Annotated in this window: 13 protein-coding genes; 5 read left to right on the top strand and 8 right to left on the bottom strand. The window is 40.8% G+C overall.

All coding sequences use genetic code 11. The annotated features are described in order from the left end of the window. Positions 1-253: 253 nt before the first annotated feature. On the top strand, positions 254-850 hold the full coding sequence (locus RG47T_RS00975) for a DUF6624 domain-containing protein (protein WP_139235700.1): 597 nt from the start codon (positions 254-256) through the stop codon (positions 848-850). 186 nt (positions 851-1,036) lie between these two features. On the opposite strand, the gene RG47T_RS00970 is transcribed toward RG47T_RS00975, so the two are convergent. After that, the gene (locus RG47T_RS00970) at positions 1,037-1,912 is read right to left on the bottom strand and encodes a hypothetical protein (RefSeq protein ID WP_074487466.1); all 876 of its coding nucleotides are present in this window, start codon (positions 1,910-1,912) and stop codon (positions 1,037-1,039) included. Positions 1,913-2,630: 718 nt separating this feature from the next. Here RG47T_RS00970 and fabG point away from each other — a divergent pair. From fabG to RG47T_RS00950, 4 genes are all read left to right on the top strand, one after another. Further along, the gene (gene fabG, locus RG47T_RS00965) at positions 2,631-3,374 is read left to right on the top strand and encodes a 3-oxoacyl-[acyl-carrier-protein] reductase (protein WP_074487465.1); all 744 of its coding nucleotides are present in this window, start codon (positions 2,631-2,633) and stop codon (positions 3,372-3,374) included. Positions 3,375-3,412: 38 nt separating this feature from the next. Further along, positions 3,413-3,655 (top strand): DUF3253 domain-containing protein, encoded by a 243-nt coding sequence (locus tag RG47T_RS00960; protein WP_074487464.1) that lies wholly within the window; start codon positions 3,413-3,415, stop codon positions 3,653-3,655. A gap of 61 nt (positions 3,656-3,716) precedes the next feature. Then, positions 3,717-5,807, top strand: a complete 2,091-nt coding sequence (locus RG47T_RS00955) for a vWA domain-containing protein (protein ID WP_074487462.1) — start codon at positions 3,717-3,719, stop codon at positions 5,805-5,807. Next, positions 5,804-6,406 (top strand): trimeric intracellular cation channel family protein, encoded by a 603-nt coding sequence (locus RG47T_RS00950; protein ID WP_074487461.1) that lies wholly within the window; start codon positions 5,804-5,806, stop codon positions 6,404-6,406. The genes RG47T_RS00955 and RG47T_RS00950 overlap by 4 nt, the downstream gene beginning before the upstream one ends. 506 nt (positions 6,407-6,912) lie before the next feature. Here the strand turns inward: RG47T_RS00950 and RG47T_RS00945 are convergent. The 7 genes from RG47T_RS00945 to RG47T_RS00915 form a co-directional block, all read right to left on the bottom strand. Beyond that, a complete protein-coding gene (locus tag RG47T_RS00945; RefSeq protein WP_317041628.1) occupies positions 6,913-7,233 on the bottom strand; it encodes an FtsB family cell division protein in 321 nt (106 codons plus the stop codon). A gap of 108 nt (positions 7,234-7,341) precedes the next feature. Beyond that, a complete protein-coding gene (locus RG47T_RS00940) occupies positions 7,342-8,667 on the bottom strand; it encodes a DEAD/DEAH box helicase (protein WP_074487459.1) in 1,326 nt (441 codons plus the stop codon). Between the two features lie 136 nt (positions 8,668-8,803). Then, entirely contained in the window at positions 8,804-9,730 is a 927-nt protein-coding gene (locus RG47T_RS00935) for a DUF6268 family outer membrane beta-barrel protein (RefSeq protein WP_074487458.1), read from the bottom strand. Positions 9,731-9,762: 32 nt separating this feature from the next. Further along, positions 9,763-10,212 (bottom strand): MarR family winged helix-turn-helix transcriptional regulator, encoded by a 450-nt coding sequence (locus RG47T_RS00930; protein ID WP_074487457.1) that lies wholly within the window; start codon positions 10,210-10,212, stop codon positions 9,763-9,765. A gap of 299 nt (positions 10,213-10,511) precedes the next feature. Next, on the bottom strand, positions 10,512-11,807 hold the full coding sequence (gene eno / locus RG47T_RS00925) for a phosphopyruvate hydratase (RefSeq protein WP_074487455.1): 1,296 nt from the start codon (positions 11,805-11,807) through the stop codon (positions 10,512-10,514). Between the two features lie 139 nt (positions 11,808-11,946). Next, the gene (locus tag RG47T_RS00920) at positions 11,947-12,678 is read right to left on the bottom strand and encodes a DUF2490 domain-containing protein (protein WP_074487453.1); all 732 of its coding nucleotides are present in this window, start codon (positions 12,676-12,678) and stop codon (positions 11,947-11,949) included. A gap of 73 nt (positions 12,679-12,751) precedes the next feature. Continuing rightward, on the bottom strand, positions 12,752-13,846 hold the full coding sequence (locus tag RG47T_RS00915) for an ABC transporter permease (protein WP_074487452.1): 1,095 nt from the start codon (positions 13,844-13,846) through the stop codon (positions 12,752-12,754). Positions 13,847-13,911: the final 65 nt, after the last annotated feature.

The following is a 13,911-nucleotide window of genomic DNA, read 5'->3' as shown; positions in this document are numbered from 1 at the left end:
TATTTAATAAAATATATAATATATGAAAATGCCTAAACATTTAATTTGCATTCAGCGCCCCATAACTCTTTCCTCCGCGCGGGGTTACTCCGAGAATAAGCTGCAGCGGCATAAAAATTAATCGATTAGATTAATTCCGCAAGGTCCTCTCCCAGAGACCCCGTGCGGGCAAAGAGTCTGTATTTTGCTTTTTAATTTTTCGGCGTTGCCGGAAACAAGTTTTTATTCTATAAATTAATCTAAAAAATTAGTTATGAAATATATCTTGACAATTTGTGTATCCCTAATGCTTTGTGCCAATGCATCCGGTGTATCAAAAATTGACACCGCATTGCAAAAAAAGATTCTGCTGATGTTTAGGCAGGATCAAAAATGGCGCATTGAATCGGACAAAATCAATAATGGGAAATCATCTGCCTATGATGAAGCCACCATCAATAAAAATATGGCAAAAACAGATAGTTTAAACATGATGGAAGCCAAACTAATCATCAAAAAACACGGCTATCCCGGTTACAACCTGGTTGATACCAGCGGTAGTAATGCTTTTTGGGCAATTATACAGCATTGCGATGATGATGTAGCCTTTCAACAACAGGCTTTAACTTTAATGAGCCGGGAGATTAAACGCCACAATGCAAATGGCGAAGATTATGCTTTATTGCAAGACCGTGTATTGGTTAACCAGGGGCACAAGCAGTTGTACGGTACACAGGTACGCATTGATTTAAAGACGCACCATGCCAAACCATTCCCCATTCAGGATTCGTTGCAGGTTGATAAACGACGAAAAGCGGTTGGCTTAATACCATTGCAGGATTACCTTAAAATTTTTGAACCTAAGCAATAGTATTTCATATTGCTTTTCTAAACTTTTAAGTCAGTAAAAAAAGACTTTTAGGTACTAAAAGTGGAACATACACATCAATCAAAAAAAAAATACAATTAGCTGTTATTCAAATAATTAAAATACATTTACATAAAAAAATTTAAGTTTGTAAAATGGACCATGTGGAATGTTCCATCTTATAACATTTTATACTCCTTTTATTTGAGTAATTTTAACATTATTACCTTCATCAGAAAATTCATATATAAACTTACCCAAGCTGTAAATAGTCGGCGTAATTTGCTGATAACGCCCGTGATTTAGCTCTATAAAGTCGTTCAAATCTATATTTCTTCTGTAATGGCAAACTAACAACATTACGAAATTTATCGTTCCAATCTCTGTTGTATGTAATTCGGAATACTTATTCTTAAAAAGTTCTGGCACGTTCGCCAATGCGTCAGACTGGGTATTTACCTCTTTTATAACTTGAGAAATATTATTACCCCAATATTTTTTTGCATATGCTTCCTGTAAGGTTATTGTGCGAGGATTCAATTTCTGAAAATACTTTGCCCACGTGCCTAATCCGTCCAGTGATTGGAAATCTGTTAAATACCCATGGTTAAAATATAAGTAAAATCCGATTTTCTCAACTGGAAAAATCCCATTTGGTTCAGGGTCGTTGATCGGAAGTACCTTGGAAAGAAAATCGATGGTAAGGGATTTATTTGCTACTCCTTTTTCTAAAATATCTCGAACAGTGTAACTATCGTATTCCTCAGCCCAATCGTAACTCCGAAGTCGATGATTAACATCGCGATTGGTCACCTTGAGACAACTGGTTTTAGTCAATACATAAATTATATTCTTAGTGAATGCCTCAAAAATCACATTGCTAATATCATCGTTTTCATTATAATCTGTGTGATAAACCTGAATTTGGTCAGTATGGTAACCCAAGTAGGCGGAGACTCCTACAATCGATGTATCTTCGATATTATCAGTCAATTCACTATAATCGCTACCTTGCGGAATAAAGATCCCTGTTGATTTTTTATTGGAAGAAAAGAAGTATTTCATGAGTAAAAGTAATTGATTTCCGAAGTTCATTATTTTTTTATGCAAGGTATTATCTGCATGAATCCAACATTGTATGTTATTGACTTATTTAGAAGTTATAAATATTGTAATTTTAGGTCCAAGCCAGATGCCTAATAAAAATATTAATATATCTGCACCTATGTTGGTAGCAAAACCAATTTATCTTTCTCGAGCTTTCCTTTATTGAGAGTTTTATCCAATTGTAATAGCAATGATTTGACCTTCTCTTCTTCTAATTCTGCTAATTTGGAATACCTCTCATATTCTTCACTTAATTTCTTTACCTGCTGATTTCTTTATGTAAGTTCAGTTTGTAGTTATGTTAACAAATCTGAAGTTTCTGTTAATGACTCGTATACTTTATTTATTTTTACTTTATAATATCTTTTGATTTTTATGTCTGTAAATAGATTATATATTTCGGTTGCTGGTATGATTGGTATAGACCTTAAAACAAGTTTAATAATCTTTGTTTACTGTATTTTTTGGCAGATCTGCATTCATGCGTTGTAATAGTTAAGTTATTTTATCAAAAATATACATATTAACAAAACAGCCACAAGTATTTTTTCAATTCTGTAAATCATTTCCTGTTTCTTAGTTATTCAACAATTCAAACAGTCCTCCCCCATTCATCCTTTTTCGCACTTCCCGCTTAAATCCTTATCTTCACCGCCCGAAATCATTTTTTTGAATTATGAAACTGTTAGAAGGAAAAACCGCATTGGTTACCGGCGCTTCAAAAGGTATTGGCCGCATGATTGCTCAAAAATTTGCCGAGCATGGCGCCAATGTGGCGTTCACCTACCTATCGTCTGTTGAAAAAGGCGAGGCTTTAGAGCAAGAACTGCAAGCCTACGGCACCAAAGTAAAAGGCTACCGCTCTGATGCTTCGAAATTTGACGAAGCAGAAAAACTGATCTCTGCTATTGTTGCCGATTTTGGCACCCTTAATATTGTTGTAAACAACGCCGGTATTACCAAAGACGGCCTGTTAATGCGCATGACAGAAGAAAACTGGGACGACGTGATGAACGTAAACCTGAAATCGATCTTCAACGTAACCAAAGCTGCATCTAAAATTATGATGAAGAACCGTGCAGGTGTATTCATCAACATCAGCTCGGTGGTTGGTGTGCAGGGTAATGCAGGCCAGGCTAATTATGCGGCTTCTAAGGCTGGTATCATCGGTTTCTCCAAATCTATCGCTAAAGAGTTAGGCTCACGCAATATCCGCACCAACGTGGTTGCACCTGGTTTTATCCGTACTGAAATGACCGATGTATTAGACCCTAAAGTGGTTGAAGGCTGGACAGCCGGTATCCCATTAAAACGTGGCGGCGAAACTACCGAAGTTGCTGACGCCTGCGTATTCCTCGCATCCGATATGGCAACCTACATTACCGGCCAGGTATTGGCGGTTGATGGCGGTATGTTATAGCCCCCGGTTTACGGGATTTAAGTTGAGCGTAAAAGCTAATGGACAAATCAACAATAGCCCAATCTATTATCAGCATGGCAACCGAACGCGGAGCCGATAAATCCATTTGCCCGTCTGATGTTGCCCGACACTTGTTCGCTCCTAACTGGCGTAAGTACATGGATGATGTGAGGGCTGTAGCGATTGACTTGCAGCAGCAGGGTAAAGTTGTGATCACCCAAAAGAATCAACCTGTAGATATCAATCATATCAAAGGGCCTATCCGCATTAAAATTATATAGCTTAACAGCTCAACATACATTTCTTTTAAAAAATAAAAACAGCATATTTGAATTTACAGATATGCTGTTTTTATTTTCGGTAACATGGGGTACAATTTCGGGCTGGTGGTTTTTACCCTGCCTGCTGGCCGGCATATTATATGCCTGGCTGATGTACAAATACCCCACCAATCTCAGCAATAAATTTCGCTATGGCCTGGCTACTGCGCGTGCATTGGTAATAACTGTTATTGCCTTGCTGCTGCTCTCGCCATTAATAAAAACAGTAAGCTATCAGCCGCAAAAACCTTTGGTATTAATTGCGCAGGATAACTCCTCTTCCATTACAAAATTTAATCCTGCCGGTATCAAGCTCAAACAGGTTGTAAGCGATCTGGATAAACTAAAGCAAACCCTGGGCGATAAGTACGACGTGCGTGAATTTCACTTCGATAAAACCTTGCAACAAGGCCTAAGCCCCAACTTTAATGGCCGCCAAACAGACCTTTCGGCCGCCCTGCACCAGTTAAATGAGCAGTACGTAAACCAAAATATTGGCGCAGTAATACTGGCTACCGATGGCCTGTACAACCAGGGTGCCGACCCACAGTACGAAGCCCGCAATTTAAAAGCAAGCATTTATACAATAGCCTTGGGCGATACCACCATCCGCCGAGATCTGCTCATTAGTAACATTAACTATAATAAAACAGCCCTGCTGGGTAATGATTTTGAAGTAGAGGTACAAGCCGAAGCCTACCTAAGCGCCGGCGAAACCATGCTACTCAACATTACCGAAGATGGCAGATCTGTGTTGAGCAAAAGTATCCCCATAGATGCTAACAACTGGCGTAAAACCATCCCCCTGAAACTAAGCGCCGATAAAAAGGGCTTGCACAAATTTACATTTAACCTGGCCCTGGTTAAAAACGAGGTATCGGTACAAAACAATACAGAAAATATTTATATCGATGTGCTGGATGCCCGGCAAAAGATATTGCTGGTTTATAACAGCCCCCACCCCGACATTGCTGCGCTGAAACAATCGATAGAGAACAACCGCAATTATGAGCTAAAAACTATTGAAGTAAGTGACCTGTTTAAAGTTAAACTGGGCGATTATAACCTGCTTGTTTTACACCAGGTGCAATTATCAAATAACCTGGCATTACAGAAGTATATATCGGCAGGCACTACCCCTGTTTGGTACATGGCCGGCGCGCAGACTAATATACTGGACTTCGACCTACAACAAAAGCTGATTAAAATTACAGGGACACGCCCCGATGTACAAGAAGCATTTGCCCAGCCGCAAACAGATTTCGGCAGTTTTACACTGAGCGATTCTACCTTGAATAAACTAAAACAACTGCCACCGCTGCTGGCACCGTTCGGCAGTTATACTGCGGGGTCGACGTCTACTGTGCTCTTTAAACAAAAAATAGGTAACATACCTACCCAGTATCCACTCTGGGCTTTTGAAGACAACCAAGGCCGCCGCAAAGCTACCCTCGCAGGCGAGGGGCTGTGGCGCTGGCAACTATCCGAATACCAGCAATACGGCAACCACAATGCGCTTAACGAACTGCTATCGCAAAGTATACAATACCTAACCGCAAATACCAACAGGCAGCGTTTTAGGGTATACACAGCCAAAAACGTTTTTGATGAAAGCGAACATGTGATCATTAACGCCGAACTATATAACGAAGCCCTGGTATTAACCAATACCCCGGATGTTAAACTTGACCTGAAAGACCAGAAAGGAAAAAGCTACAGCTACCAGTTTAGCCGTACAGGCCAAAGCTACCAACTGGATGCAGGAGTACTTGCGCCCGGTGAATATACTTACACATCAGCCACACAGATTGGCAAGGAAAAACTATCGGCCAGTGGGCAGTTAAATGTGACGTCGATTGATTTGGAAGACAGGCAGAGCACAGCCAATCACCAGTTATTAAGAAATCTGACTAAGCAATCGGGCGCGCAAATGCTGCCACCTGCAGACATAGCTAAACTCCCCGGACTAATTCGCCAGAACGAAAATATTAAGACGTTGGTAAATGAAGATAAACACTACAGCGAGCTGATAGATATTAAATGGGTATTTGTGCTAATACTGGCCTTGCTAAGCACAGAATGGTTTCTACGCAAACGGGAGGGCGAAGTATGATCCTCGATGTAAGCACCATTATTGAAGTGCTGGGTACCATTAGCTTTACTATTTCCGGCGTGTTTTCGGCCATGCAAAAACGGTTGGATATAATGGGCGTTATTATTATCGGCTTTGTTACGGCCATTGGCGGCGGTACCGTGCGCGATGTACTGATTGGCTCTACACCGGTAAGCTGGATGCGCAATATCGATATTCCGCTTATTATCCTCATTACAGCTATTTGTACTATCTTTTTCAAAAAAAGGATTAAAACATTTAAGGTTACCCTGTTTTTGTTCGATGCTTTAGGCTTAGGCTTATTCACTATTATTGGCGTACAGAAAGGGCTTAGCGTTGGCCTACACCCTGCCATTTGCGTAGCACTTGGCACTATTACCGGTTGTTTCGGTGGCCTTATCCGCGATATATTACTCAATACCATCCCACTGATATTACACAAAGAGATCTACGCTTCGGCCTGCATTATAGGCGGTGCTTTTTATTTATTGATGTTACCTTTTATAGATGCGGGCGTAGCTAAAATGGCTGCAGTAATTGTGGTCTGTGGGATCAGGATTGTGGCAGTGAGGTATAGGTTGAAATTGCCGGTTAGTTGATTTTATTCCCTTTTATCATTGCAACCGCCTGTTTAGCAATCTCGTAGTTTACGGAGTCAGTGCCTGAGTTGGCGCAATCGCTATTAAAAGTTGTACAGTACTAATAATTTACGCCAGTCTGCTCATAGCCGCAGTGGCCCAGTTACTTTGTCTTCGACACAAAGTAACCAAAAGTCAAGTCAGAAAAAAGCTTCCCCGCTCTAGGCCTCCGCATGGCCCGCTTTTCTGACAGGCTGCCGCTCCTGATTTGATAGCAAATTTAATCACAGACATTCCTAAGTAACTGCTCAACTACAACTCTCTACAACAATAGGACCCATCTGCGAGCTTTCTTTTGGTTACTATTCTTTGGCGGTCAAAGAATAGTGACATCCACTGACGATCATATACCCCTCTACCCTCACTAATGAAAAACAGATTCTGCGGTATGAATGCCAGTGCTAATGGGTCTGAGATTGCTTCATACCTCGCAATGACGTGTTTTATGAACGTCTTGTTTCTAAAACCTAGTCCTTGCTCTTCTCTTTCACAACCACAAAAATATCCTCATTATCCTTTTTCATGAGATACTTTTCGCGGGCGAACTTTTCGAGTTTGGCTTTGTCGGAGGTTAATTCATCAAGGTCTTTGGATACCTTGGCTGTTTCTTTTTGGTAAAATTCGCTTTCCTGCTGTAGCTTGGTTACCTGCTGGTGGTACTGGTATTGCGAATAGATATCATTTTTATCAAAAAAGATCATCCATACTACAAATGCCACGGTAACCAGGAAGTATTTGTTGCGCAAAAGGTCGAGCAGGCGTTGCATATTAACCGGTTGAATTTTCATTATAAATGTAGTGAAATATATTTAACTGATGCAATAGATTTTATCCAAATAATTGCTTAAACATAACAAAGCCACCCCGACAAGTCGGGATGGCTCTTAAATAATTTATTAGCGTCTGCCGCCGCTGTTGCGGTTACCGCCAGCACTACTACGTCCACTGCCACCAGCAGGCGCGCTATCGCCACTATGGTTACGGCTACGGCCAAAACCCTGCCTGGCTGCGCCACGCTGGCCCGATACCTTTTTAGCTTCTTTTGTTTTCTGATCGAACTTGGCTTTCTCGGCCATAGAAAGTTCGCGCAATGGATAAGGATGTTCGGTTTCAACCGGGATGGCCTTACCAATTACCTTATGAATATCTTTCAGCAGTTCTTTTTCTTCCTCATCGCAAAAAGAGAAAGCAATACCACTTGAACCTGCACGGCCGGTACGGCCAATACGGTGAACGTAAGTTTCGGGAACTTCCGGTAATTCGTACTGAATTACGTGTGTTAGTTCATCAACATCAATACCGCGGGCGGCAATATCAGTAGCTACCAATACGCGTGTACTGCTGTTTTTAAAGTTGGTTAACGCGCGCTGACGGGCATTTTGCGATTTATTACCGTGAATAGCCTCTGCAGTAACATTGGTACGTATCAGATCCTTTACCACCTTATCGGCACCATGCTTGGTACGGGTAAATACCAGTACACGTTTAATGGCTTTATCTTTCAGGATATGTGTTAACAGTAAGCGTTTATCGCCCTTATCAACAAAATAGATAGATTGGTTAATGGTGTCGGCAGTTGAAGACGCGGGTGTAACCTCCACTTTTTCGGGGTTTACCAGTATTGTATTTGCCAATGACTGGATTTCTTTGGGCATAGTAGCCGAAAAGAAAAGCGTTTGTCTTTTAGCAGGTATTTTAGCGATGATCTTTTTCACATCGTGCACAAAACCCATATCCAGCATACGGTCGGCCTCATCCAATACCAAAATTTTGATATGCTCGAGGTTTACATAACGCTGGTTCATCAGGTCTAATAAACGGCCGGGGGTAGCAATTAAAATATCAACACCGCGGCGCAAAGCTTCTGTTTGTGAGTGTTGCGAAACACCACCAAAAATTACCAAATGCTTTAAGCCGGTATGCTTGCCATAGGCAGCAATACTTTCGCCAATCTGGATAGCCAACTCGCGGGTTGGGGTAAGGATAAGCGACTTAATAGTTTTTTGTTCCTTATGTTGTGTACGCTCTTCGTGCAGTATTTGTAAAATAGGGATAGAGAAGGCTGCAGTTTTACCGGTACCGGTTTGGGCGCAACCTAACAAATCCTTACGTTGTAATATAATGGGAATTGATTGTTGCTGTATTGGTGTTGGGGTAGTATAACCCTCGGTTTTTAAAGCCTTGAGGATGGGCTCAATTAAATTTAAATCTTGAAATAACATGTATTCTTTTTAAAGTAAGTATCTGGCTAAATGGGGAGTATATTTACTTTTAAAGATGCCAGATTATGCCGCAAAGATAAGCATTTCTTTTGCAAGCGCCATGTCACAAAAAAACCGGCGAACTTATTGGGATAATTTAAAACTCATAACTAAGCCCAGCCTGAAATATAAATGAGTTTTGACGATAAGATATATTGGCAATCCTATCGTTGAGCTTGCCAAAACCATCAAATGGCACTCTTTGATCCATATTAAATGTTTCCAGTCTTTGCGAAAGAGTATGGCCTGCAATAAGGTTCAGTTTCCAGCGCCGATTAAGTTTAAGGTCATAAATGAGTCCCGCGCTACTTTGCTGTAAATGTATATATTGCTCTTTCGTACCTCCATCAAGGCGGTACATACTGCCACTGAATGATGCTGTAATACCCAGCGAATGCAATTCAGATAGCTTGTATTTTAAAGAAGCTCTGGCTGGTATTACACCCGTGAAGCTCCATTTTTTGTTGATCGTCCAGTCAATGTCAGGTATAGGTAACAGAAACTTACCGGAGTAATTACTGCTGTAAGCGAGCGTGATACCATACCGAAATGATTTGCCGGGGCGAAACCCCAACCGCACACCGGCAGTATAAAGAATATCCGCTGCACCGATACGACCTTTAATATCGGAACCCAAGGTTGCCAGACCTACAAAAGAAATACTGGTAGTCTGCGAAAGCGAATAATTTATTAATAAGGGAACAGTGATCGAATTAAATTCGTTGCTGCTTATATTTTGTTCACCTGAAAGAAATAGACCCTGGTAACGGATGCCTGTTTTTATTAAAAAAGAATGAGCTGCCGAAAAATCCTTGTATACAGGGAAGCCCAGATCTACTATTGGTTGTTGCATAGTAAAAGTATTACCGTTGGCACTAACCGGCGATACAATATTATTTACAGCAACACCGCCTAAAAAAGGCGCTGTAGTAGCCAATTTTTTGTGCAAGCCACTACTGTCAACACCTTGGCAATAGCCAAGTACAGGCAATAGCATACACACCAGAAACAACCTGTTTTTCATTGTGTTAAGTTTTATAGACTAATGTTGGTTTGTTAAAGTGGAGTAACCACCCCGATTAATTTCAGTATTGTTTTATCAAAGTCTTTTCTTTCCTCTGCTGTTAGTTCGGATGACAAGGTGAAATCAAATTTCACAAGAATAGCATCGGCCTGCTTTGCCAGTTTTTCGCCGCTCGCTGTTAATTCTACATAGGTTTTCCGCTTGTCAATGTTATCCTGAATTACATTTACAAAGCCCTGTTTAAGCAAAACTGATATTGTTCTGTTAATTGATGCTTTATCACGCCCCACATTTGTACCGATAGTTTTTTGAGAGGACCCGCCTGAGTAATATAAACTCAAAACAATGGGGATCTGATCCATTTGTAGTGGAAAGTTGTGCTCCCGAAAAATTTTATCACATTCTCTATATATCCTATGATAAAGGGAGCCTATTTGTGCCACCATTGAGGGCGGGATAGGATGATCAATTTTATGACTCATGGTACAAAGATATAATATTGGTTGATATATCAACCAATATTATAAAATATATCTTTCCAGCCCATGAAGCGACCTATTAATGAGATGAAATGCTATTCTTCTCCGACACATATACCTGGTTTTTTTTTGAACCGGGCAATTATGGATTTGGAATGAATACATTTATCGAGGCATTTTTACCAAACCAGTACTAAGGCCAAAATTTAACCAACAAAAAAGCCGGCACAAAGCCGGCTCCTTTTTTAAATATGCTTAAGCAAACCGATCAAATAATAAACCGGTTAACTTTTCAACTTCAATTATTTCTTCAAAAATTTGAAGTTTTTACCAATAAATTTTGCGTTGCTGCCTAATTCTTCTTCGATACGTAATAATTGATTGTATTTAGCGATCCTGTCTGAACGTGATGCAGAACCGGTTTTAATTTGGCCGCAGTTTAATGCCACAGCTAAATCTGCAATGGTAGCATCTTCTGTTTCGCCAGAACGGTGGCTCATTACCGAAGTGTAACCGTTAGTTTGTGCTAAAGTTACCGCGTTAATGGTTTCGGTTAATGAACCGATTTGGTTTACCTTAACCAAGATAGAGTTAGCTGTATCTTCGTCGATACCTTTTTGTAAACGGATTACATTGGTTACAAACAAATCATCACCTACTAATTGCACTTTATCGCCAATTTTTTCGGTTAATAATTTCCAGCCGGCCCAGTCATCCTCAGCCATACCATCTTCGATAGAAATGATTGGGTATTTAGCAGCTAATGAAGCCAGGTAATCAGCTTGTTCTTCGCTGGTGCGGATAGCGCCTTTTTCGCCTTCAAATTTAGTATAGTCGTATTTACCGTCTACATAAAACTCAGAAGCTGCACAGTCAAACGCCAGGTAAATATCTTCGCCTGGTTTGTAACCTGCTTTTTCTATCGCTTGTAAAATGGTTTCAACACCATCTTCGGTACCTTCAAAAGTTGGCGCAAAACCACCTTCGTCACCTACTGCGGTAGAAAGGCCTCTGTCGTGTAAAATCTTTTTCAGGTTGTGGAATACTTCAGTACCCCATCTTAATGCTTCAGAAAATGAAGGAGCACCAACCGGCATAATCATAAACTCCTGGAATGCAATAGGCGCATCAGAGTGTGAACCACCGTTAACGATGTTCATCATCGGGATTGGTAAAGTATTAGCGTTTACACCACCAATGTAGCGGTATAGCGGCTGGCGGCTTTCTTGTGCAGCAGCTTTAGCAACAGCTAAAGAAACACCCAATATAGCGTTAGCACCTAATTTACCTTTGTTTGCCGTACCATCAAGATCGATCATGATCTTATCAATAGCGTTTTGCTCAAACACATCAAGGCCTTGCAGTTCTTTAGCAATTATATCATTTACATTGGCAACGGCTTTTAATACGCCTTTACCCATGTATACATTTTTATCATTATCACGCAGCTCAACAGCCTCATGCACACCGGTTGAAGCACCAGACGGCACTGCAGCACGGCCAAGTGCGCCGTTTTCGGTTAATACTTCAACTTCAATTGTTGGGTTACCGCGAGAATCCAGAATCTGGCGGGCATGGACATCAATGATTAAGCTCATTTTTTATTACTTTTTTATGGTAAGTGTATACAATACAATAATTCGCGCTAAGATAAATCAAAAAGTTAAATTGAAAAGGTTAAAATTAGGTTAAGTTAAAAACACCAATTATATAGAATTGGTTTACTTAACTATAAATTTAATCTTTAGTGGTGGGTAATTGCTCGTGCTGCGGCCCTTTTTTACGCTGAATATTGTAGATAAAAACCATCATCATATTGTCTTTTTCATTGGTTGATGCCGGCAGCTTATTGTATTGGTTTATCCACCCGGCCTGTAAACTAATGGCTTTGGTAAACTGGTATCCCAGGGTTGCAGCAACACGGTTGCGCTCGAAATTTGGGGCTTTGTTATTGAAAAACATCTCATCAAAAACAGATGCAAACACAGTACCCTGTTGTATTTTGGGGTGATTAAAAGGCACTATAAAATTTAATCTGTAGCGGAAACGATTACGGTAATCGCCATTCAGCCACCGCTGCTCAATGCGCACCCTGTTCTCTATTTTTATGCGATCGAAGTATTCCAGCAGGGTAAATTGCTCCCATAAGCGGTTTTCTTTAACGGTTGGCCCGGTATCTACATCGCGGTAATTATAGGTGGTATAATGGCCCGTACCTAATAGGGCAGCAAAATTGTTGGTGAAATTATAGCTTACCCCACCCTTAACTTCATAGTAGTAAAAGTTTTTATACAACAAATCATTGGTACGGGTTTGTAACTCGGTATAACCGCCCCAGCGATGGTCGACACTACCGGGCAAAACTACAGTGACTAATCCCCAACTGCCTGTTTTGTCGAACGACTGGGCCAGGCACTTATCAGCACTGATAAAAAGAACTATAATTAGGGCTATACTTCTAAAAAACATCTTCGGCGTATGTTAATTTAATATTAACAAAGCCGCAAATATAACAACAACGTTACAATTAAGAAATACTAAATTACGCTTCCCAATTAAAAGTTTTAATGGCAATGGCATAAATAATTATACCCCATATACCTAATATCAGCAATTGATGCGTTACATCACCAAGGCCTGCTCCTTCAAATGCTACCTTACGCATGGCATTGTTTAAGTGTGTTAAAGGCAGTGCATTGCTTATAGGCTGCATCCATTTTGGGAATGCACTGGTAGAAAAAAACGTACCCGACAATAAGAACTGGGGCAGCGTAATTAAGTTGGATAGCGGCGGCACCGTACTCTCATTCTTGGCAATGCCAGATACCGTAAAGCCGAAACCCATAAATACAATGAGCCCCGCAATAGCCAGTACCAGCATATTTACAACCGTTACCCAGCCATGTATCAGCGTAAAGCCGAAGGCGAAATGCCCGATCAGGATAATACATATGGCACCCATCAACGCAAAAACTATCCGGGCCAGCATTTCGCCCAAAACAATGCTGTAGCGTTTAACCGGTGTGGCAAAAAAGCGCTTAATTACCAGCGTTTGGCGCAGGCTCAAAAAAACGAATGCCGTACCGAAAACACCTGTGCTTAATAAAGAGAAGCCCAACTGGCCCGGCAATATAAAGTCGATGTATTTGTACTCGCGGCCACTAACAGTTGCTTCGTGAAGTTCGGCAACGGGTGGCGGCGCCTGGCTGGCAGCGGTATTTGCTTTGTATAAGATGCTGTTAAGTAAAGAGCGCAGAATGTTGCCTTTATCCTGCGATGCCTTGGTATACTTTACATTGATGGTGAACGGCGGCAGATGATTATTCTTTTTAATTTCGATAATAGCATCCAGTGTACCCTTCTCCAGGTTCTTTTGCATTTCTGCAGTTGATGATTTGGTTACAAAATTTACCACGCTTACCTTTTTAAGCACCTGGTAAATGGCGTTACTGGTATCAGATGTTTTGGCTACCCCAACATCTACCTTTAAACCGCCGCCGCCCACATTGGCAAACACCACGATAAATATTAACGGAAAAGCCAGCGTAAATACAACCGCCGACGGGCTGCGTAATATGGATACTAAACTAGCTTTGGCAATGGCCAGGGTTGCGTTTAGGTTGCTATATGATTTCATTTTGTGATTGGTTTTAGCTTAACCCTCTCCACAAGAAAGGGAGTAATAAGGAATCTTTTTTATGT

It is taken from the genome of Mucilaginibacter polytrichastri, assembly GCF_001911425.1.
GTDB classification, from domain to species: Bacteria; Bacteroidota; Bacteroidia; order Sphingobacteriales; family Sphingobacteriaceae; genus Mucilaginibacter; species Mucilaginibacter polytrichastri.
This window is presented reverse-complemented; position numbering and strand designations above follow the sequence as displayed.

Coding starts and splice junctions, on each gene's coding strand:
- eno (WP_074487455.1), bottom strand. CDS start 11,807: ATGAGCTTAATCATTGATGTCCATGCCCGCCAGATTCTGGATTCTCGC.
- RG47T_RS00920 (WP_074487453.1), bottom strand. CDS start 12,678: ATGTTTTTTAGAAGTATAGCCCTAATTATAGTTCTTTTTATCAGTGCT.
- RG47T_RS00930 (WP_074487457.1), bottom strand. CDS start 10,212: ATGAGTCATAAAATTGATCATCCTATCCCGCCCTCAATGGTGGCACAA.
- RG47T_RS00955 (WP_074487462.1), top strand. CDS start 3,717: ATGCTGTTTTTATTTTCGGTAACATGGGGTACAATTTCGGGCTGGTGG.
- RG47T_RS00975 (WP_139235700.1), top strand. CDS start 254: ATGAAATATATCTTGACAATTTGTGTATCCCTAATGCTTTGTGCCAAT.
- RG47T_RS00950 (WP_074487461.1), top strand. CDS start 5,804: ATGATCCTCGATGTAAGCACCATTATTGAAGTGCTGGGTACCATTAGC.
- RG47T_RS00960 (WP_074487464.1), top strand. CDS start 3,413: ATGGACAAATCAACAATAGCCCAATCTATTATCAGCATGGCAACCGAA.
- fabG (WP_074487465.1), top strand. CDS start 2,631: ATGAAACTGTTAGAAGGAAAAACCGCATTGGTTACCGGCGCTTCAAAA.
- RG47T_RS00945 (WP_317041628.1), bottom strand. CDS start 7,233: ATGAAAATTCAACCGGTTAATATGCAACGCCTGCTCGACCTTTTGCGC.
- RG47T_RS00940 (WP_074487459.1), bottom strand. CDS start 8,667: ATGTTATTTCAAGATTTAAATTTAATTGAGCCCATCCTCAAGGCTTTA.
- RG47T_RS00915 (WP_074487452.1), bottom strand. CDS start 13,846: ATGAAATCATATAGCAACCTAAACGCAACCCTGGCCATTGCCAAAGCT.
- RG47T_RS00970 (WP_074487466.1), bottom strand. CDS start 1,912: ATGAAATACTTCTTTTCTTCCAATAAAAAATCAACAGGGATCTTTATT.
- RG47T_RS00935 (WP_074487458.1), bottom strand. CDS start 9,730: ATGAAAAACAGGTTGTTTCTGGTGTGTATGCTATTGCCTGTACTTGGC.